Consider the following 20,269-nt stretch of genomic DNA (forward strand, 5'->3'; position numbering starts at 1 on the left):
TGAGAATTTAGCAGTTATAAGACATATAGCTTTAAATCTGCTGACGGAAGAAATCAGCTTCAAAGCAGGGATCAAAAGAAAGCAGAAAAAAGCGAACCGCAATAACGCTTACCTTTCGCAAGTCCTTGCAGGGCAAGGGGCTTCGTAATCTTGCCCTGAGGTCGAGCTTAGACAATGTCGGGTCGGCCTCAAGCAGTAACTCAAGCATCTCCTGCTGTGTTAAACCTCGCTCCTTTCTGGCTTGTTCTAAGAAGTGTGCAAACGTGAGTGGCATTCTTTGTCCTCGATAATCTCTATTATGGTAAGTATTGTTCGATTGCTTATGTAATTCAATCTTCTTTTATTAGAATTTAAACTATAGCTTATCGGGCAGGTTTTTATTATAGATGTAGATAAAACGAAGGTAGGTATTACTAGCTTTACTGTTGATGGTTTTATCGAATCGGCATTTTCGGCAAATGGAATTTTCAAATGCCCAATATTTCTTTTCCAGTGTTCCGCATAATTTATTTCGTCCTGTCACCGATGAGCGTTAACAAATTTAAACGCAGGAGCGGGATTACTAATTTATGAAATATTTAATCTTTAAAGGAAAGTAAAATGTTTAACTTCAAAAAAAGCGCACTAGCATCAGTTCTTCTTATGGGTATGGCAGTAAGTGCAGGTGCTAACGCATCTTCAAATGCTACTGTTATATGGAACGGCGTTGTTCCAACAACTAGCGCATCAGATGCACTTATCATCACTGGCCTAGGAGGTGATACAACAGCGCTTAACGGTACTATCACTCCAAGCTCAGACGGTGTGTTTGAATCAGATACTATCGTACTTGAGTCTCACTTAAATGATGGTGATGCTGTTACTCCTGTTGTTGGTGCATTAGCTTCAGCTAACTGGACTCTAGTTGATGCATCAGTAGCTTTTGACGGTGTGGCAAACCCATCTCAAGCTGTTGAGATTAATGTAAATGGTGCACCAGTAGCCGTTGGTGATGTTGTTTCTGGTGAAGAAACTATTTCAACTAAAGTTAAGCAGACTGCTGTATTACCTGAATCTGAAGTAGGTGGAACTACTGTTCAAGCATCAGTAACGGTTATGGCTGACCTTGTTTAATTTGTAGAAAATTCCCGATTCAAAGGCTCGTAGTAATTACGAGCCTTATTTCTCTACGATGGTAGTCAATATGAAAAAAGTTTTAATACTATTGGCTTTCATGAGTATGAATGCCAACGCCGATTTCAAAGTGCTTTACATTACTACGAGCCTCGATGTAGGCAAACTTTATACAAATTCAATTAATTCTGTTGAATTTATTCCGGCAGTTCTGGAGTTGACGTCAAATCAAGACAAAACAAAATTTGATGATGTTAATACCACATTAAGAATTGAAACAGATATACCTTTTGAGTCTTCGGATATTCCTTATATTTCAACGTTAACAAAAAATACGTCAATTTGTACGGACTACTCTGGAGTGAGCAATGTTCAGGATGATTTCGTTACATTAACGATTGACGGGAAAAGTTTGTCAGAGGGTGAATCCGTCTCTTTTTCAAATTTCAATTTAAATGATGGCGACAATAAGTATAGTGAGCATGACATTATATTAAGTTTTCAGTCATTTAAAGATATCATCACAGCGGGCCAAGCGGAGAGGTGTAATGGTGAGATAGAGTTCAATATAGAGGTAGATATATAATGTTCAGGTTCAAACTCATAACAATGGCAATCTTAGTGTTATTGCCTGTGTATTCGTATTCAAGTTATAGTCAAAATGTTCTTGAAGGTTTTGAAGAACTGTTTGAATTGAAAGAGTCAACAGTCCGTATACGTAACTTAGATGGTTCCCTTACTTCACCGATCCCATTTTTAACGTCGTTTAACACGTTAAAATTAGACTCGAATAATAAAAAAGCGATCGCACAGGTATCTGACTATTTAAATGATAATACAGTGTCGGCTGAGTACCAGCAGAAGATCATAAATCAATTAATGGTTGGCATACAAGATCAGTCTGAGTGTTTAGGTAAGCTCGATGAGTGTGAGTTGTACCCAGAAACGTTTGAGATCGTTCATAACTATAACGATCAAGAAGTCTATCTTTTTGTATCTCCACAGGTGTTGTCATACTCGAATCTCGATGAAGAACTGGTATACCACTCGTCTCTGAGTCAACACAATGGGTTAATCAATTCATTTGATCTGTACGTGAGTGAATATCAAGATCAAGACTCAATCGTTTCATTAAATAATGAAACGACACTGGGGCTACCTTACGGATACCTCAAAACTGATTTCAATGCCAACAACAGTGATAACGGTTCTGAATTGTATGAAGCGGCATATCATTTAGATATCGATTCTTACTCAATAAAAGCGGGTCATTTTGAATTTGAGCCAGAGGTTAACTCAACTGACTTCCTGAATAACACCGCTCGAGTTGCTCAAAACTCGCTCACGGTAGGTACCTCTAAAAAGTTGCTCGTAGGCGGACATAATAACGACAAAGTATTGAGCTTTTATGCGCCAACAAGTGGCGGTGTACAAGTTCTTCGTGATGGTCGATTGATTTTTCAAGATAACGTACCAGAAGGGCAGAACTCAATTCCTTACAGCAAGTTACCATCTGGTCGCTATGAAGCTGTACTTGAGGTGACAAGTGGTGGGCAAGTTGTTAATACCCAGACTTATCAAGTATATAACACCAAAGGTGACTCTCTGACTCAGGGGGAAGTGGATTTCGTTGCCACTGCGGGTATGTTTTCAGGAAGCCATTACGACTACACGGAACATGGCATTCAAAATATTGAAGACGATGTTTATGGCAAGGCATTAGCTAACTACCAACTCACCCGTTCGTTGCAAGTAGGCTTGGGCGGCTTGGTCACGGACAGTGGCACTATGTACACCGTTGGTGGTGCATACAATCTGATTGATTGGGATTTGAGTACTGAAGCTGTGTACAGCCAATTCGAAGACGCATCTCACTTTAATGCTAATATCGGTATCCCTTATTTAAGTCTATCTTATGAGTCTCTCGATAATGAACTTGGTGATCCAGTTGCTTCTTATATGTACGGATATGCCGATTATTCACGTCTATCGTTGAATTCTTCGTACAGCTTCCGCGGTGGACAATCTATGTATGCGGTTTACTCGCTTAATAACGACAAGCAGTTAGACAATTTAGGTAACTCGGATGAACAGGAACAGCAGTTTATTTCCGTTGGTTACAGCACGCCCACAGTTTTAGATTCGCGAGTTAATATTAACGTCGATTACTCTGAGGCGACGGACGACATATCAGTTAATTTGTTATGGAGTGTCCCGTTGTCAGACACAGTAGAAACTATCGTGGGCCTGACGAGTGATAGTGATGACATTAATCAATTTAAAACAACAGTAAGACGAAATCAGTTAATTGACTCAGACTCCTTTAATACGTCGCTTGAGGTGAGTAACACCTACGATCGACAACAGGATGATATGTATCAAGATGCGTTATTGGCGACCAGTGGCACGACTAAATACGCTCGAATGAATGCCTCCGCCCATACGTCCACCAATGGCACGAGTGGTATCAATGCTGGCTTGTCTAGCACTCAAATCGTGACGACAGACGGCGTTTATATTACCGATAAAGCGGCAATGTCTTATACGCTTGTCGATATTCATCAGTCGCAGAATACAGAGCAGACGTTTGATGAAAAAGGTTACTTCTCTCTTAAAAAAGAAGGGCGAAACAACAGTAAGTTCATCGTATATAACGATGAAACAATTGTGCCTTTGGAAGACTATAGTCAATATCGTGCGAAATTTGATTCAGAGAGCGTTGATCTTTACAACTCTGGTGATAGTAACGTAACCGTGTTTACACACCCAGGTACGGTTGCTTCTATTGAGCCAAGAGTTAGTCGCGTCGTTTCGTTTGTCAGCGCCTTTAATGACATATCAGAACAGCCGATTACAGAAGTGGAGTGTCATGGAGAAGGTTGTATTGAAGTCAATGAAATGGCCGACGGTGTTTATAGAGTAACCGTATTGGAAGGCATGAACTTTGAATTGTCAGCGAAAGAAAGCCAATGCTTACTGCCTTATGAATTTACTTCAACAAATCAGATGAACTTTGGTCAAAACTATTGTTTGCCAATAGCTCAAGAAAAGCAGATAGATTTGATTGATGCAGATGAACGACTACAAGCGATGTATTTAGGTGCATACGAAAGCTCGATTGAACTGAATAAAGCGCTTAAAAAGCTCGAGTCACACGGTTATCGAATTATTCAGAAAGAAGTGGGTTCGTTTAAGGCAATTTATATAGCGCATGAATCTATAAACATGGCGGAAACAATAGCGCTTCATAAAAGAGATATCGATCAGTTAAAACTGTTGGCAAAGCGACTTTATCGCACCAACGCCATTACATACCCAGTCGCACAAGTTAATTAAGGAGTGGGAAATGAAATCCAATAAAGTTCTACTAAATTTAGTATCACTCACCGCTATATTGTTATCTATAAGTGTACAAGCTTTTACGGTAGATAAAATGGTTATTGTCTCTGATGATAAAGGGAACGGTATCGTTACGTTAACCAACGACGAGTCTCACCCAATTTTTATCCAAGCAAAGGTGGATGAAATAAATATTATTGATGGAGAACAGGTAGAAAAAAAACAATATACAAGAGACAACTTAAACGATTGGAAGGTGTCATTAACGCACCAGAAGGTAGTTTTGAACCCTGGTGAAGAGAAAGACATTGGCATACGTAGTTTATGCCACAACGCTGCATGCGATAATTCAAAAGATTTGATGTTTATGCTGTCTTTTTCTCCAAGTAAATACAGACCTGGTGAAGTAGTGAGTGGTGTGGAAATTAATTACGGATTCGCACCTGTTTATATTATTCCTACAACACAACCGAATTATTCTTACGAATTAACCAACAACGGTGATAGCCTTAGAGTCGAAAATAAAAGTAATACCATGCTCAATTTTTTTGTAGATGCATGTGTTGCTGAAAACAAAGCCCAATGCAAACAAAAATTTACGGTTGTATCGGGAAGGAATAAGACGTTCCCTTTAACCGAAACTATGCGAAATAACGAGTTGACCATTACCGTGACATCTCACGACAGAAGCTATTCAAAGAAAGAAATGGTGACGAGAGGTAAAATATAATGCCTAGACCTATCCTATATATTGTAGCGTTTATTGCATTAATGACGACAAGCATGGCTCAAGCTGCGTTTGAAGTTCGCGCGGAAGTGAAGGCTGGTGGTGTTCGTTGGGACAATGTGACACGTTACAATGGTAAAATGCTGCCAAGTACGTGGGAAACTCCTCCTATGTTGCAGGCTTCAGAAGCTTGGGCGGCCGCGACATTTTCGGGTACACCTCCAACAGAGATGACTTTAATTGGGGGAAATGGGAATACTTCACCGTCAATATCGATCGATATATCGGGCGTTCAATACAATACTACTGGAATTGAATTTGCCCAGTCAGCGAATACGGTAGGTGGTGGGTGCTCATTTGATGAAGTGTCACTACCGATTGTGACTGTTGAAGGTCCAAACTGTGTTTCGTCTGTTCGATTAATTAATAAACAAAAATCGAGCCCATTTATTTTCCTGAGACCTATTTTCGATATTAACGAAAGTGAAATAGTGTCGGCATTAAGTGGGCTACCAGAGGGGCAATATTCAGCTTCAGTGCCGGTAAATATTCGTTACTACTATGAAAATGACGGCATTATGACTTATCGCAACATCAATGAAGTGATGTTGTTTTCATTTGATTATCAGCCTGTTCAACTCGACAGTGTTTTTGTAAGTGGAGATGGTGTCATGACGCCAGTCTACGACACAATTGGCAAAAGAATAACATCGACAACGTCATTTGATATTACAGCGAACGGCTATTTTAATGACGGAATTGTTTTAACAATGCCCTTACAGTCATACGAATTGGTTAATTCAAGTAACCCTGGTGTGGTTATTCCTTACAGCATTCATTGCGATCAGTGCAGCTCTGGTAACTTAGTTGATGAAGGACAATTAATGTATCAAACAACGGCTATTTCAGAAGGAGCTGGAGTGCAAACAAGTATTAACTTTACTTTAGACTTTGATTACGATATTGAGGGCAGTTCTGCTGTTTCCGGAGATTATTTTGATGAAGTAACGATCATGTTGGAGCCTGGTATTTAAGATGAAAAAAATGAACTTAATGTCATCGATTATCGCTGTGTTCTTATCCATAAGTGTATCAGCAGAGGAGCTGCCTATCCAGATGAGTGGTGGCATGACGTTTTCTGCATTTGATGACAACATGGGACAGACTGAAGCACTTGGTTATAAGGCGGCGGTTGGATATAACATTAGTGAAAACGTACTATTTGAACTTGGCTATGCTGATTATTCTGCTTTTTCTGATTCGGAAATAGATAGTTTACGTGCGGTAATGGTTGAAACCGACTTATTGCTACCCGTCAGTGAATTTGCCTCCTTGTATGCAGGAGTCGGGGGCGCGTTTTCTAGTGACGACACCAATTTTACGGCATCGCTTGGTCTTAAATACCAATTGAGTAAAAATTGGAGCGCCGACCTTGGTTACCAAGGCGTCTTTGATTTAGCTCGTCAACAAGACGATCTATACGCATTTAATGCACTGTTGGTTTATCGTTTTTCAAGCAATGAAGCCGCAGAAGGCCTTTCAGATATTAACCCAAGGCCCAATGTTGACCAGCTTGTTGAAGAGTCGACCCAAGTATCAAGGCCGAAAACCCAATTGGCGTCTATTGTCCCAATTAAGAAGGCGCCATCGTGTCAGCAGCGTTTAGTTGAATACCGAGTGGTTCCTGGCGACTATTTGCACCGAATTGCAAGAGCATTTGATAGCTCACTTGATGAATTAGTCGAAGCAAATCCAAATCTTAATAATCGTGATTTGAATTTGATTTACCCTGAAGAGAAAATACTTTACCCGAAAGTTAGCTGTTTAGATTAAGTTGCCTTCCTTGAAACAGAAACACTGCCAATTTTTTGGCAGTGTTTCTTTGTTTGTAGCAGAGAGTATCTCGCCAATGTAAATGATATCTACACTTGTTTAGCTATCTCGCATCTTGCGTTTTTGAAATTCAAGAGTGCCCAATACCTTTAAATCCGAATGCGCGATACTGCTCACCAATCGAGCTACTCACCTTTTATCGTTTGGGCTCGCAAATATGCTAATTAATACCTCAATTATATGCATGAAGGTCAAATATAAGAGAGCGGAGTAATGATCGGACCAAATATTTTAAACATGTATGTACTCATTCTTTTCGCACTTGGTGTTATATACGCGCTGAGCAAAATAGACGAGTAGTATCCTAAAATTTATTATTTTTAGTAGAGAGAAATATGAAAATTAAATATAATCTATTAACAGTATTCGCAATTTGTTCAGCAATGACTTCTACTGCTGCCAATGCTTTTAATGTCGACAAGATGATTGTCGTCGCGGATAAAAAGGGCAATGGTGTCGTGACACTTATTAATGATGAGTCTCACCCGATTTTTGTTAATGGAAAAGTACAAGAAATTCAGTTTATTGATGGCGAAAAAATCGTTCGTAATAGTTATACAAGAAACAATCTAGATGATTGGAAAATATCTCTTACGCACCCAAGATTAGTTTTAAGACCTGGTGAAGAGAAAGACGTGGGTGTTCGTAGCTTATGTCACAACACGTCTTGCGATAACAGCAAAGATTTGATGTTTATGCTGCCATTTACTCCTAGTCGTTATAAAGAAGAGGGAGAGAAAATTCACGGTGTCGAGATAAACTATGGTTTTTCACCGGTTTATATTCTGCCTACGACAAAGCCAAGTTTTGATTATAAGATTTACAATCAGGGCGAGAATTTACGCATCGATAATAATAGTAATACGCTAATTGATGTTTATGTTAACTCATGTACAACAGAAAATAATACGCAATGTAAACAAAAGTTCACTGTTGTATCTGGTCGGGATAAAACGTTTTCTCTTGCGGAATATACGCAAAGTGAACAACTTAATGTAACCGTAACATCTTACGATAAAAAATACTCTAAAGAGATGCAACTGCCTATTCAGTAATAGGAACGCTGAAAATAGACATAATTATAGGCCTTCAATGATGAATGCTAATCAAGGACGATCAGCATTCATTACCCATGTTCAGTGCTAATTTTAGCCTACATGGCATCACTGTTATCAGCAAAGTGTAAATGCCCAATACAACATTAAATACAAATCATAAAATCAATTTTGAAATCAATAAAAAGTAAAGAGAAGTAATATGAACCTTTTAAGCAATAAGCCAGGAGGAAGCATTCCCCTGGGTTTTGTCGTCGCTACTACGCTTACCCTTTTTGGGTGTGGTGGAGAGGGCAGTGAAGGAAGTGCCGGAAGCTCAGCAAGTGTTTCCCCTAATACTCAAAGCGCGACGCTTTCCGCTCAAAATGCTACCTACTCGACTGGCTATGCTGAATCGTTCGAGGTTGACCTGTCGTCAAAGGTATTTTCATCAACGGGTGGTGGCTTTGCGCTGAGTGAAGTCGAGGTCTTGTCTAATGATGATAGCTGCCAAGTAGAAAGTATGACGGAAACAGGGTTTGTAATTCAGGCCTTTGATACCAAGGTGTGTGACTATCGATATCATGTGACTCCTAAAACATTGTCGCCAATGAGCCGTATGGCTGAAGCGCCAATGAGTGATAGTAGTAGCTCAGAAGGTTCGAGTTCTGCGGTTACGCGCATTGCGGTAAGTAGTAATCCTAGCTCAACCGAACTGGTTCCAGTAAGTGCAACAACACTGATTAATGAAGATGTGAGTGTTTTACTGAAGGACGAATTGGAGAAAGTCGGCTTTACGTTAGGTGACGAGTTTGTATTAACGGAGCTTACACTACCGTACGGTCGCTCGAGCTCAGTTCAAATAAATAGTACAGATGACCAGACTATGGATTATACCCCGCCGTCAGGTTTTACCGGCATTGACCGTGTTCTTTATACGTTAGAAGACTCGGTTAATGGCCTTGTGCTGATGGGGGTTTTAGATGTTGCGGTGGGCTACGAAGCTAACCAAGGTTTTACGATTGACGATAATATTGTATATCCAGTTGTTGTCAACGTATTGACCGATGAAGAAATCGACATCAGCGGCTTTGTTTCCTCGGACGATAGTGATGATTATCAATTGGTGTATGTTGAATCGTTTAACGCAAAAGCGGTACCTAAAGATCCACTGGACACTCAGAATAAAACGATCGTCTTTCAAGCGTCACAACCAGGTTACCACTATATTAGTTTTGCGGTTAGTGATCATAATGGAGTGTATGACATGGGTTTGATTCGTGTTGAAGTGACCGATCCTAATCAGTCATCAAAATGGGACGACATTTCTCATTTGTTGGATCTCTATATTGGACCACCCACCGCACTTGATGCAGCCGGGCAAGGCTCGCCTTATGATATAAAACTGAACGATGATGGCTACAGCCCAGCGATTGATATGGCTGGTTTTCGTTATCCGTCGGCCGTAGCATACTGCGACACCATCGGTGGTTCAGTGCCGACGTTTGATCAACTTAAGCTGATGGCCACTGATACCGATGTTCAGGCGTTACATAACTGGCCTGTTAAAGCGCAATACCTCGCTTATGATGACGGAGCAGATCTGGTTAAGTGGGTGGATCTTAAAGATGGCAGCACCCTTACAGGCGATGTCGATCCAACATCGGCTTATTATGTGACATGTGTTAAGCAAGGTTTAATTACTGTATTGCCTACCTCAAGCACGGAAGTTGTCGCGGATGGAGTTGATGTTGGTTCTGTATTTGTTGAGTTAAAACTCGGTCAAGAAGTAAGACCAGATACCCTTGTGACGGCTTCTGTCTCTAGCCCAAATGTGACATTGGACAGCGATAACGTTACCACAGACAGCTATGGTATTGCCGAGTTTCGCTTAACCAGTTTAAAAGCGGAAACCGTCACATTAACCCTTGATGTGGGTGGCATTACTCAAGACTATGAAGTTAAGTTTATTGGTGATGAAAAGACGGCTGCAGTGTCATCAGAAGCAACGATTGACACGGTACCTTATACGTCAGTGGAAGGTGGCCAGGTTACTGCGACCTTGACCGATCAAAATAGCAACCCAGTAGAAGGTTACTCAGTCATTTCAGTGGTAAGTACAGAACAGCACCCAGACACCGCAGAAATGGTTACTCCTATCCTTGAAGCGGAAACGACTCAAACCGATGAATCAGGTGAGCAAAAAGTGCGGGTAAAGTGGGATACAAACTATCAAACCCCAACAACGACCATGACCTTTGATGTGGCGTCATCTTACACCACAACAACCAATACACAGACTAATGCGATTAGCCAAGTTACCTTTCATGCCTATTTGTGTGGTGGCCAAGTTGGGGATGATGATCAACAAAACGCCGCGGGTGCCTGTGTTAAAATTGCGGAAAGCGATGGAAAGTTGTTTACCGGTACTCCAAGTGAGAGCTTTTTAAACGCTGTTGGCTATAGTGGTAATTACTACGGTAGTCATGTTGACAATATCCCTTATGGTCCTTCAGGATCGTTTGCAATTTTTAGTGTTACTGAAGCACATAGCCTTTGTGAACATTATAATACACTTGAGCTTAACGGGAGAGATGATTGGGCTTTAGCAAATATAGATGAGTTGACGAGTCTTTTTAATAACTTTGGTCACATGTACACCGCGAAGGGTTGGGCGACCGGCTACTTCTACTGGTCGTCGACGGCTAATGGTTCCGGCTACTACTACAGCGTGGGCCTCACCTATGGCGGCGTCGGCAGCAGCTACCCATCCCGTCAGTACTACGTCTCGTGCGTATCAGGTTCTTAGGGTTCAACGTTCAGAGTTTGCGGCCCGCAGGGCCGTTTTTTCTTTTTATAGAGGGTAGCGGTTTATTTTCTAAACTCAGTAAGGATTAATATGGATATTGAAACAAAACTCAAGCTTAGTCAGCAACAAGGTAAAATTATCGGCATACATGAAGGCATGTTTGTTCGTTTTTATGATCAAGCGCTGTTCGCATGGCAGCAGTGGGTGGTCACTCCCCCCTCTTTGCCTGTTTTAAAAGTGTCAGCTAAAGTGGTTAAAAAACTCGGGTCACAATGTGTTCTATCGGGCGGGTTACCTGTAAGCAGCCTTGCAAAAGTAGGGGTGTTTCCTGACGAAAAGGTATCATCAGCATTGGTTTTTATGCCGATATGTCTAATTGGGAAGAGTGGTATCTATCGCACAAAAACGACTTACCTGTACATGAACGGTCTGACTTAAATCCTAGACTAAAAATAGATAACAGCTTCGCTAAAGTTTGGATGCCACAGTGGTTAGTACACCAGCTAGACGAATGCACACCGGACACATCTAACCCAGAGGGTAGGTTGTTGTTTGATGTTATTCGTTGGACTGAACGGTAGCCTTAGTAATGTTTTTGATAAGGCGATACGCTAAAAACAGGGAACATAGCAGCGTTGCTGCGCCTAGAGAACACCTTTGTTACGGCATTGGTGAGCGGGCCCTGGTATGTTATCGGCACTTATGGCCTTATTAGAGGTAATAAAGGGGGGCAAGTCGAAAGGCAACACTCCGTATAAACAATAAGTGCAAACGTGAAGGGTTGGGCGACCAACAACAACTACTGGTCGTCGACGGCTAATGGTTCCAACTACTACAACGTGAACCTCAACTATGGCAACGTCAACAGCAACAACCCATCCAATCAGAACTACGTCTCGTGCGTATCAGGCTGACATATACTCAGTGTTGTCGCCTTATCAAAAATGACAAGAACGGAGCTTAACGCTCGTATAGTATGCATTGGCAGGAATAAAGAGCGTTTTTAACTCGCCGAAATGATTGTGATAGAGCGATTTACGTAATCTACAGTGGTTAGCATGGCTCAATAAGCCGTAATAACTATTAATAGTGCTTAGCATTGCGCGATATAAAGGGAGCCCTAATGGAGGCGTGTTGCCCGCTCTGTCCCATCGTTGCCATTGGCCACGTTCTGGTGGTGTCGCATTTGGTAAAGTCATATGTGGCATCAGGAGAGAGCGAAAATAACAGAGTCGTTGCTTGAGTGACTGAACTGTAGACTGACGTATAGTTTTATGGTGCCCATAAATACGATACCCCAAATAGTCAAAGCCATGCGTTATTTTGTCAAGGTGAACCTTTGTTGGGTGTAGTTTAAGCTTTAATTGTTCTATGAGGTAACACTTAATTTCTTGTTGCCAGCTTTGCAAGGTGCTTGAAGAGCCGGCAAGTAAAAATAGGTCATCCATATAACGAACGTAACCTTTCACTTTTAACTCGTGTTTAATAAAGTGGTCTAGGTCATTGAGGTAATAATTACCCATTAATTGGCTCGTAACGCTACCTATCGGCAGGCCTGTTCCTATTGGGCTGTGAATGAGGCGTTTATGTTTAGGAATGGCGTGCAAAAGAGACTGATCCCCGGTTCGGGTAAGAGCTTCACGTGCGGTATCGTGAGTAATAATTTGCTTGGTTACTTCAATAAGGCAACGCTGTTTAAGTGGGTTAATGGTAGCATTGGCAATAAGCTGCTCTATTTTATTGAGTAGAAGGGATTTATCTATCTGGTTAAAATAGCTGTATATGTCCAACGACATTGCCCATTGGTGCTTTGGTTGCCTCATTAATTTTTGGCTTTTTTCTATAGCCGCGTAGGTTCCTTTCCCTTTACGGTTTGCGTAAGTGTCGTCAATAAAACGCTTTTCCATTAGCGGGGTTAAATGACTACACACCCACATTTGAGCAATTCGGTCTTTGAATGAAGGGGCATAAATCTCTCTGAGTTTAGGTTCGGTAATGGCGAAGTGTTGGTAGGGCTCAGGGCTATATGAGCCGCTAAGTATGGCATCACAGAGCTCGTGGCAGTATGTTGGCATTTGCAAGGCCTGTGTAGCCTTTTGTTGGCTACGACCTGCAAGTTGAGCACTACGGAGTAACTCAGAGACAAGTTTGTGACGAATTGATGAGGGATAATTATGGGGCAACCTTTTAAACATAATCGAATATACTATGACTTACAGAAATTGTATAAGCTATATTGGAACCAACATAAGCATTTTCCCAGAGCATTTCGGTTTACCACTGGGGAACAATTGCTCAAAGAAATAACGCTAGCGATTCGCAATGTAGTACTAGCGAATCTACAAAATAAATCAACAACGGCAGGAAAAGAGTGCGCCGTAAGTTTGTTAATGGAGGTTAATGCTTCGCTAGAGACTATCTCAGCACTGCTGTTATTAGCTTGGGAAATGAAGTTCCTCTCTCACGGTGCGCTTGCTGTGCTGACCGAATGCATTGGTCATATTCAAAGGCAAGTTGTAGGTTGGCGGCGCTGGTTTTTGGACGGGAGTGTTTAAATTCACTGCAAAACACATATTTTGTCAGTTTTATTTAAACTATAACCTATCTTGTAAATGGTATTGATTTCTATCCATCCACCGAGCCTAAGAAGCTTCTTTCTTAAAGACATGATCACCATATTCAATGCATTGTCACAGACGAATGAATTGGGCCATCCCATTTTTAGTAGATGGTGTTTGGTTAAATGCTCCCCTTGATGAGTGAGTAACTCTTTTAGAACTAAAAATTCACTGAGTGTGAGCTGGATGGGTTTTATCGTTGGGTGGTCGGCTAGCGAAATTCTTAGCGACCCTTTATGTAAGATTAAGTGCATAAACAAACAGCCAGTTTAATTATCATACCCGTATTATTTATTTGCTGCGATTACATGCAAGGTCAGGTTGAATATTAATCTGGCTATTATGCCTACTTAATGGGTTTTCCTTTCATATTACACATCAAACGAAACCATTTTATTTGCTGTTTTTGTATTAGTTATTTCAGTTTGTTTAAGTTCAACCTTACAACGTTCGCTTTGTGAGTTGAACGCGACTTGATTGCTAATAGGGTTTGAAGCGCAGTCAGAAGTCGGTACTTTCCCTGTCCAACGCACAGTGACATTTGCGGCCGCCGACTGAAAAGAGATAAGAGTTGCTAATACTGCTGTTGAAATAAAGATTAATGAACGCATATTTAGGCACCTTTTATTAGTGTTGTGTTGATATGCCTAGTTTGGTAGCGATAGGGCAGGTTGTAAAATAAATAGTTATAAATTCAGTTGCATTAAAACTTGAATGGTAATTTGTAGCAGAGGGAATAGTAGGAAACCAAAATAAAGGCTGGCAGTGAAAATTAAAACGGAGTGGGCGATCAAATGAAAGGGGAGGCTAATTTAAAGACGTTAAACTTGAGTGAAATCACTTAAGGACAGCGGGTTAGCCTAATGAGCCGTAGCTAGGAATAGCCACGGCATCAAATTGACCGCATTTGGATTTAACAAGAATCTAAGCTTCGTTAAAACAATATAGGCTAACAATAACTTTGAGCTTGGGTGCGCAATGCATTTTTTAGGTTCGTCGGCAGTTGTGAACGGTGTATACCCTGGATTGCACCCTCTAACGACCAAACTAACTCGATGGTTGGTTTATGGTGGGTATGCTGTTGGATAGCCTCTACAGCACCAATCGTGCCCAGGTTTTTGAGTTTCTCAATGGAGTTTATACCCGCTTTCTCAAGAAGTTGCTCAGTTGAGAATCGCATGTTGGGTAAGTCTTTGAGCCTTTCGGGAGCAGAAATATAACTGCTTCGTGATCTCTTTATTTGCTCTAGTGCGATTTCTGCTTCACATAGAGTCAAAGAATACTTGCTCCAAGGGTTTGCTGGCAACTTGTAATAATCCGCATTCTGACTTACTCCAAGTACGCTCGCATTCACCTTGGGGTAGCCCTTGTTAATAAAGTAGCCTTCTTGTGCCGGTGTTCCTCTGAGGTACAGCTCCCCACTTTTATGTAGAACGAGCAAAACGTGATCTACATAGAAGGCCGTTACGCCAAATATTTGTTTTATAGACACTCGACCTAATTGTTCCAAGCGTCTAAAAGTATGTCTGAAAAGTTGAGCCATTATTTTCACTCGATAATCATAAAAAGTGTGATCTATTGTCCAAATGTAGCCAGCAGTGAATATGGCATAAGCCAAGTTAAAAAACAGACAATGCCATTAGGCATGCCGGTTATTTAAATTCTCGATCTGCCATATCAGTTTTGTAACAGACGGTCAAAATTAAGGGGGGTCACGAAGGCGGGAGAAATTGGTATGTATAGCATCGACACAAATGTATTTTTAATGGCGACGGGTTGTAACTTTCAATCGGATATTGGCGTTCGATTTCGTCAGATTGCTATTAGAAGTTTGCACAAGGTTAATGATGATATTCTTCAAGGAGGTGAGTCCAATCGAGCGCTCGCCCATAAAGTGAAAGGCATTGCGTTATCTTGCGGGGCTACAGAGGTTGCAAGAATTTGTCTTAAATTGGAGCACTACGACGCGGTAATCAATGAAAGTGCCGGAAAAAAGATTTTGATGGATGTGTCTAACGCCATGATTCAACTTTTTGACGCTTAAGTTGGAGGATAGGAACGTGTCTTTTAAAAATAAAATCATTTTCACCAACGCAACAATACTGGTTCTATTTGTGGTGTTGCTTACGTACTCCGCTATCGAAATCGTTCAGGTTTCTTCACAAAACCAATTTGAAGAGATAAAGGAGAGCATTACGGGAAATAACAAAAAGCTTCTACTTACCTTTGTGAAAGCTCAAAGTGTAACCCTCGATAAAGAGGTCGAGCTGATCACTGAGGAAGTGGAGCATGTAGCGATTGATTTTGCTCATGATTTTGTTAATGAATCGAAAAACGAGGCACTTCGTAATAAACAACTGGCTTATATCAACACAGAGCGTAAGCCTTTTATCAAAAAGGTGCTTTTTATTGACACTGAACGCAACCAAGAAGTCTCTATCACCGAAAATGGTATTGTAAGCCGCTCTATTTCTGTCGATTTTAGTCGCATGATCCACTACAAGAATTTCTATATAGGGAAAGAAGTTAAAGTGGGGCACGTCACTAAGTTTGCCATTTATATCCGTCCAGAGCACTGGGATAACGCGTTACTCAAATTTGATTTAGATTTAGAGTATTTTTCTCGTTCACTGACTTTTGAAAATATGATCGATGAATTCCAATACCGTTATTTCTTAGTAGACGACAGCGGCAAGCTTATCGCGTCGAATCTACAACAGAATGTCGACCAATTGATGTCTGAAAGTGTTTTTGATGAACAAATTCAAAAGAGTGTCGGAAGCCATATCATGTCACATTACTTGGGTAGTTTTGTGGTAAGTGGCGAAAAAGGTGTTTTCAATGTCACTTTTGTTCAGAACCGTCAAACCGGTTGGAGGTTGATTTTAGTCACGCCAGAGCATGTGATTCGTTCCAGTTATGCGACCACCAAAGAGCTGGTTTTATCTGGTGATAACTCGTTGATCAAACGCCTGTTCTTTGCTTATATCCTTTTGCTTGGTCTGTTTTTAGCTATTAACTCAATCGCGGTGAATAAGATGCTGATACCTATTTCTAAATTGATCGCACAAGCTAAATATCTAAAGCAGCGTGATTTTAATAAATCCAGACATACTGTTTATAGTAATGGAGACGAAATTGAACAGCTTTCAAAGGCTTATTCTGAGGCTGGGATCCAGATTCAAAATTTGATTGAAGGGCTTGAATATGAAGTTGAAGAGCGAACGAAGCAGTACGAGATAGCAGCGCAAGAGGCGAGTGAGGCCAATAAACAGAAATCGGTGCTGCTTTCAAATGTGTCCCATGAGGTTCGCACGCCACTGAACGCGATTATTGGTTATACACATATGCTAAGCCATAGCAAAAACTTTGACGAATATCGCCATCAGCTGAACGGTATTTCGAGTGCGAGCAATACTATTTTAGGCATTGTGAATGACCTATTGGATTTTGAAAGAGTAAAAGCAGCAAGCTATTCATTAAACCCTAAATGCCTGTCAGTAATGAGTTTGATGCGCGAAATTGAAAATACGTTTTTTCCGCTTAGCGAGTCTAAACAATTGTCGCTTGATATTATATGCAATGTCGATGCTTCGACAACATTGATGATTGATGAGCTTCGTATTAAGCAAGCAATCAATAATATAGTTTCGAACGCATTGAAGTTTACAAACAAGGGAGGGGTGACAATAGAAGTTTCAACCGACGATAGAGCATTCAATATCTCCGTAAGCGATACTGGAGTCGGTATTCCCCAAGATAAATTGGATGCGGTGTTTAACGGCTTTGAACAGGTTAATCAAGAAGACCAACAGTTTGGTTTTGGCTTGGGCTTGGCGATAACTAAAACCATCGTAGAGTTAATGAAGGGTTCGTTGCGTGTTGAGAGTGTGCTCGGCACCGGTAGTACTTTTGTTATCTCACTCCCAGCTCAAGAAATTATGAATGTTCTTGAGTGTTCTAACGGTGTTGCTGAACAGGTATATAACGTTAGAGAGCGCTTAGACTGCACAAGTAAAAAAGCCTTGATCGTTGATGATGTTGAGTTCAACCGAGAAATTCTAGAGTTCCACTTAAACGAGCTAGGTTGTGAATGCATGACCGCGAATGATGGTTTGGAGGCTTTAGCACTCGCTTCTGAACATGACTTTGATGTTGTACTGACGGATATTTCAATGCCGGTTATGGATGGCATTGAGCTTGCTTCTGAGTTGGAAAAGCGTAAGCCATCGTTACCTATAATTGCCGTTACGGCACGAGCTACCATTCAAGAAGAGGCTCGAATGGACCAATACTTTTCGTGTTATCTAACCAAACCGCTCAACCCGAGCGATCTAAAGCTAAAGCTTCATTGCGCTTTATCAGGTGGTACTTGCTAACTTAGTTAAATACTCCTACCTATAACCTGAGGGTAAGCCATCTTCGGATCTTCATGTATTATTTTCATCTGTTTTTCTGAGAGTTATGGGCATTGTCATCAAGATAATGCCCAAACTGTTATGAAAATAACTATCATCCAATAAGTGTTGAGAGTAGCTGGGCATTTTCAAATTATTCAATCACAGCTTGCCCTTAGCTTTTGTTCGTATTTAATTAAAAATAAGCTAAATCACAATAACGAATAAGAAAATAAAGCTATGTTTGGAAATATTATACGTACGTTTCGTGTTAATAATGGTTTGTCTCAAACTAATTTTGTTGATGCGATTCAAAGAAGTAACTCTAACTTTAACAACCTGGACGTTGTGACACTAAGCCGTTGGGAAAGAGGAGTAACAACTCCCCACTTAAAACGTCAAAACGAGTTACTGGACCTTATTGGAGTCAACATATTTGATGTTTGGGAGGCAAACGACTCACAAACAGTTCTCACAGGGTTAACGAATAAATTTAATAATAACGGTTATATTGATATGAACATGCACGTCCAAACAGAAGTTACGGTGATTAACTCAAATAATTCATTCCTTCTTGGGAAGATTACCAAGTTAATTGATGTCATCTTTGAATATGAGGATAACGTTATGCTCAGTAATTTAGAAGATTTAGGTATGAGTAGAAAGGTAATTATTGAAAAAATAATAAATCAATATTCTGGAGAGTTAACGCTCGTCACGGTTAATGGGCAATTAATCGGACACTTATTAAGTGCTAACTATAATCTTGCAGCAGATTTTTTGGAGCAAGTCTTAGTATCTAAAGAAGATAGAGCACATTTAGTTGTTACTTTTAACTGCACTCATTATTCGTCATTTACAGACACAATGGGCAGAGAGGCGTACAAGTATCTACAAAGCTTAAATCCAGATAAAGAGCTTTATATACTACTGAAAAGCAAAAGGATTTTTGATCTGTTTTTTTCATTGGGCTGCGAGTATCGAAGTGTAAGAAGTAACGATAGATCAATGAAGGTCATGAACTTGGATTCAAAGAAAATGAAATCACAACGCACTTGGATGGATATTATTGCAAACTATAAAGGTGAAGAGAATGAATAACACAGTATTGATTGTTGACGATGTTGAACTATCGAGAGAGGTCATTAAAAATGCGGTCTCTTTATCTAATAAAAAAACATCTCTACAGTTTGCAGAAAATGCGTTCGATGCAATGAGCAAAATGCAAAACGCATCATTTGATTTGGTGATTATGGACATCATGATGCCCAATGGCGATGGATTTGAACTCTTGAGTATGATGTCGCAACAAAATGTTGAGTCTAAAATAATCATTATTTCAGGTTTGGATAAATCCATTGTTAGCTCGGTGAGTATGCTTGGAAAGCTCTATGAGTTAAATGTTGTCGCTTCACTAGAAAAGCCTATTTGGGCTAACCAAATAAGTGAGTTGGTTGATAAAGCACTTGAAGTTGAAACCATAACCAAAAGCGAGCTTGGCTTTGGTAACCGTGCAACAATCATCGATGACGATTTTCCCATCAATCTGGTTTATCAGCCGCAAGTTGTTTCGGATATAAATGTTATTTCGGGGTTTGAAGTGTTGTCACGATGGTCTGATGAAAACGGGACCTTACTTCCACCGAGCTATTTTTTGCCAGTAATTGAAGAGCTAGGAAAGCAAAAGGTTTTTACCAATATCGTGATAAATAAATTCATTCAGGATTATCATCTCCACTTCAGTGAACTTGATAAATCGTTGAGGTTCTCAATTAATATCGATCCTAATTTACTGACTGATGAATCTGTTGTCGATAATCTACTCGAGATCTATAAGCAAGGTATTGAGCATACTATCGTTGTAGAGCTGACTGAAAAGGGGCTTTCAGGCAATATTGAAAAAGAATTGTTGGCAAATATTTTACGGCTAAGGTTGAATGGTTTTGAGATCTCTATAGATGACTTTGGGATGGAAGCATCGAATATTGAACGTATTGTCAAACTGCCTATTAGTGAGATAAAAATAGATAAAACCATTACATGGGGACTTTGCCATAACATTGATTACATGCAAAAAATCGATGAAGTTAAGAAGCTCGTTTCGGTAAAAAACGCACGTATTATCTATGAGGGTGTTGAAAATAAAGACACCTGTGCATTTCTGGAAGCTCTAGGCGGCTTTAACCAACAAGGTTTTCTTCATGGGGTTCCATCACTACCTGAAATTGTAGTTGAGATGCTCACAGAGCAAAAGGAGCTAGATTACGTCGCTTCTGAATATACTTCTAATCATTAACAACGTATTAGGGTAACGAGCCAAAGCCAACTCAATGGGCTTT

18 protein-coding genes and 1 pseudogene are annotated in these 20,269 nt (G+C 40.4%); 15 read left to right on the forward strand and 4 right to left on the reverse strand.

What is annotated here, in order from left to right; all coding sequences use genetic code 11:
- The 10 genes and pseudogenes from AB4482_RS12075 to AB4482_RS12120 form a co-directional block, all read left to right on the forward strand.
- Positions 1 to 148 (forward strand): annotated as a pseudogene (locus AB4482_RS12075) (ISAs1 family transposase); the annotation flags it as partial.
- Between the two features lie 452 nt (positions 149 to 600).
- Positions 601 to 1,113 carry a hypothetical protein gene (locus AB4482_RS12080; protein WP_102321102.1) on the forward strand — a complete coding sequence of 171 codons (513 nt, stop codon included), beginning with the start codon at positions 601 to 603 and terminating at the stop codon, positions 1,111 to 1,113.
- A gap of 70 nt (positions 1,114 to 1,183) precedes the next feature.
- On the forward strand, positions 1,184 to 1,699 hold the full coding sequence (locus AB4482_RS12085) for a hypothetical protein (RefSeq protein ID WP_102321101.1): 516 nt from the start codon (positions 1,184 to 1,186) through the stop codon (positions 1,697 to 1,699).
- Positions 1,699 to 4,449, forward strand: coding sequence for a TcfC E-set like domain-containing protein (locus tag AB4482_RS12090; RefSeq protein ID WP_372181014.1), 2,751 nt, complete (start codon positions 1,699 to 1,701; stop codon positions 4,447 to 4,449). The genes AB4482_RS12085 and AB4482_RS12090 overlap by 1 nt, the downstream gene beginning before the upstream one ends.
- A gap of 10 nt (positions 4,450 to 4,459) precedes the next feature.
- The gene (locus tag AB4482_RS12095; protein ID WP_102321099.1) at positions 4,460 to 5,182 is read left to right on the forward strand and encodes a hypothetical protein; all 723 of its coding nucleotides are present in this window, start codon (positions 4,460 to 4,462) and stop codon (positions 5,180 to 5,182) included.
- The gene (locus AB4482_RS12100) at positions 5,182 to 6,213 is read left to right on the forward strand and encodes a hypothetical protein (RefSeq protein WP_065583729.1); all 1,032 of its coding nucleotides are present in this window, start codon (positions 5,182 to 5,184) and stop codon (positions 6,211 to 6,213) included. The genes AB4482_RS12095 and AB4482_RS12100 overlap by 1 nt, the downstream gene beginning before the upstream one ends.
- Position 6,214: 1 nt before the next feature.
- The gene (locus AB4482_RS12105; protein ID WP_102321098.1) at positions 6,215 to 7,012 is read left to right on the forward strand and encodes an outer membrane beta-barrel protein; all 798 of its coding nucleotides are present in this window, start codon (positions 6,215 to 6,217) and stop codon (positions 7,010 to 7,012) included.
- Positions 7,013 to 7,407: 395 nt separating this feature from the next.
- On the forward strand, positions 7,408 to 8,127 hold the full coding sequence (locus AB4482_RS12110; RefSeq protein ID WP_240800832.1) for a hypothetical protein: 720 nt from the start codon (positions 7,408 to 7,410) through the stop codon (positions 8,125 to 8,127).
- A 202-nt stretch (positions 8,128 to 8,329) separates the two neighbouring features.
- Positions 8,330 to 10,915, forward strand: coding sequence for a DUF1566 domain-containing protein (locus tag AB4482_RS12115; protein WP_102321097.1), 2,586 nt, complete (start codon positions 8,330 to 8,332; stop codon positions 10,913 to 10,915).
- 90 nt (positions 10,916 to 11,005) lie between these two features.
- Positions 11,006 to 11,353, forward strand: a complete 348-nt coding sequence (locus AB4482_RS12120) for a hypothetical protein (RefSeq protein WP_137001854.1) — start codon at positions 11,006 to 11,008, stop codon at positions 11,351 to 11,353.
- 500 nt (positions 11,354 to 11,853) lie between these two features.
- Here the strand turns inward: AB4482_RS12120 and AB4482_RS12125 are convergent, their stop codons facing one another.
- The gene (locus tag AB4482_RS12125) at positions 11,854 to 13,110 is read right to left on the reverse strand and encodes a reverse transcriptase domain-containing protein (RefSeq protein WP_372133989.1); all 1,257 of its coding nucleotides are present in this window, start codon (positions 13,108 to 13,110) and stop codon (positions 11,854 to 11,856) included.
- A 96-nt stretch (positions 13,111 to 13,206) separates the two neighbouring features.
- Here AB4482_RS12125 and AB4482_RS12130 point away from each other — a divergent pair, with 96 nt between their 5' ends.
- Positions 13,207 to 13,470 carry a hypothetical protein gene (locus AB4482_RS12130; protein WP_258183228.1) on the forward strand — a complete coding sequence of 88 codons (264 nt, stop codon included), beginning with the start codon at positions 13,207 to 13,209 and terminating at the stop codon, positions 13,468 to 13,470.
- A gap of 2 nt (positions 13,471 to 13,472) precedes the next feature.
- Here AB4482_RS12130 and AB4482_RS12135 read toward each other — a convergent pair whose 3' ends face one another.
- The 3 genes from AB4482_RS12135 to AB4482_RS12145 form a co-directional block, all read right to left on the reverse strand.
- Positions 13,473 to 13,787, reverse strand: a complete 315-nt coding sequence (locus tag AB4482_RS12135; protein ID WP_017061716.1) for a helix-turn-helix domain-containing protein — start codon at positions 13,785 to 13,787, stop codon at positions 13,473 to 13,475.
- A 117-nt stretch (positions 13,788 to 13,904) separates the two neighbouring features.
- Entirely contained in the window at positions 13,905 to 14,144 is a 240-nt protein-coding gene (locus AB4482_RS12140) for a hypothetical protein (RefSeq protein WP_017061717.1), read from the reverse strand.
- Positions 14,145 to 14,482: 338 nt separating this feature from the next.
- Positions 14,483 to 15,076, reverse strand: coding sequence for a TfoX/Sxy family DNA transformation protein (locus AB4482_RS12145; protein WP_137001856.1), 594 nt, complete (start codon positions 15,074 to 15,076; stop codon positions 14,483 to 14,485).
- 192 nt (positions 15,077 to 15,268) lie between these two features.
- On the opposite strand from AB4482_RS12145, the gene AB4482_RS12150 reads away from it, so the two are divergent.
- The 4 genes from AB4482_RS12150 (at position 15,269) to AB4482_RS12165 (ending at position 20,226) form a co-directional block, all read left to right on the forward strand.
- Positions 15,269 to 15,577: an Hpt domain-containing protein gene (locus AB4482_RS12150; protein ID WP_017061719.1), complete on the forward strand. Its 309-nt coding sequence runs from the start codon at positions 15,269 to 15,271 to the stop codon at positions 15,575 to 15,577.
- A gap of 16 nt (positions 15,578 to 15,593) precedes the next feature.
- Positions 15,594 to 17,912 carry an ATP-binding protein gene (locus AB4482_RS12155; RefSeq protein ID WP_372131056.1) on the forward strand — a complete coding sequence of 773 codons (2,319 nt, stop codon included), beginning with the start codon at positions 15,594 to 15,596 and terminating at the stop codon, positions 17,910 to 17,912.
- A 258-nt stretch (positions 17,913 to 18,170) separates the two neighbouring features.
- On the forward strand, positions 18,171 to 19,031 hold the full coding sequence (locus AB4482_RS12160) for a helix-turn-helix transcriptional regulator (protein ID WP_102319859.1): 861 nt from the start codon (positions 18,171 to 18,173) through the stop codon (positions 19,029 to 19,031).
- Positions 19,024 to 20,226, forward strand: a complete 1,203-nt coding sequence (locus AB4482_RS12165; protein WP_372181015.1) for an EAL domain-containing protein — start codon at positions 19,024 to 19,026, stop codon at positions 20,224 to 20,226. The genes AB4482_RS12160 and AB4482_RS12165 overlap by 8 nt, the downstream gene beginning before the upstream one ends.
- Positions 20,227 to 20,269 lie beyond the last annotated feature (43 nt).

Source organism: Vibrio sp. 10N.222.55.C7 (genome assembly GCF_041473335.1).
Lineage (GTDB): Bacteria > Pseudomonadota > Gammaproteobacteria > Enterobacterales > Vibrionaceae > Vibrio > Vibrio crassostreae_C.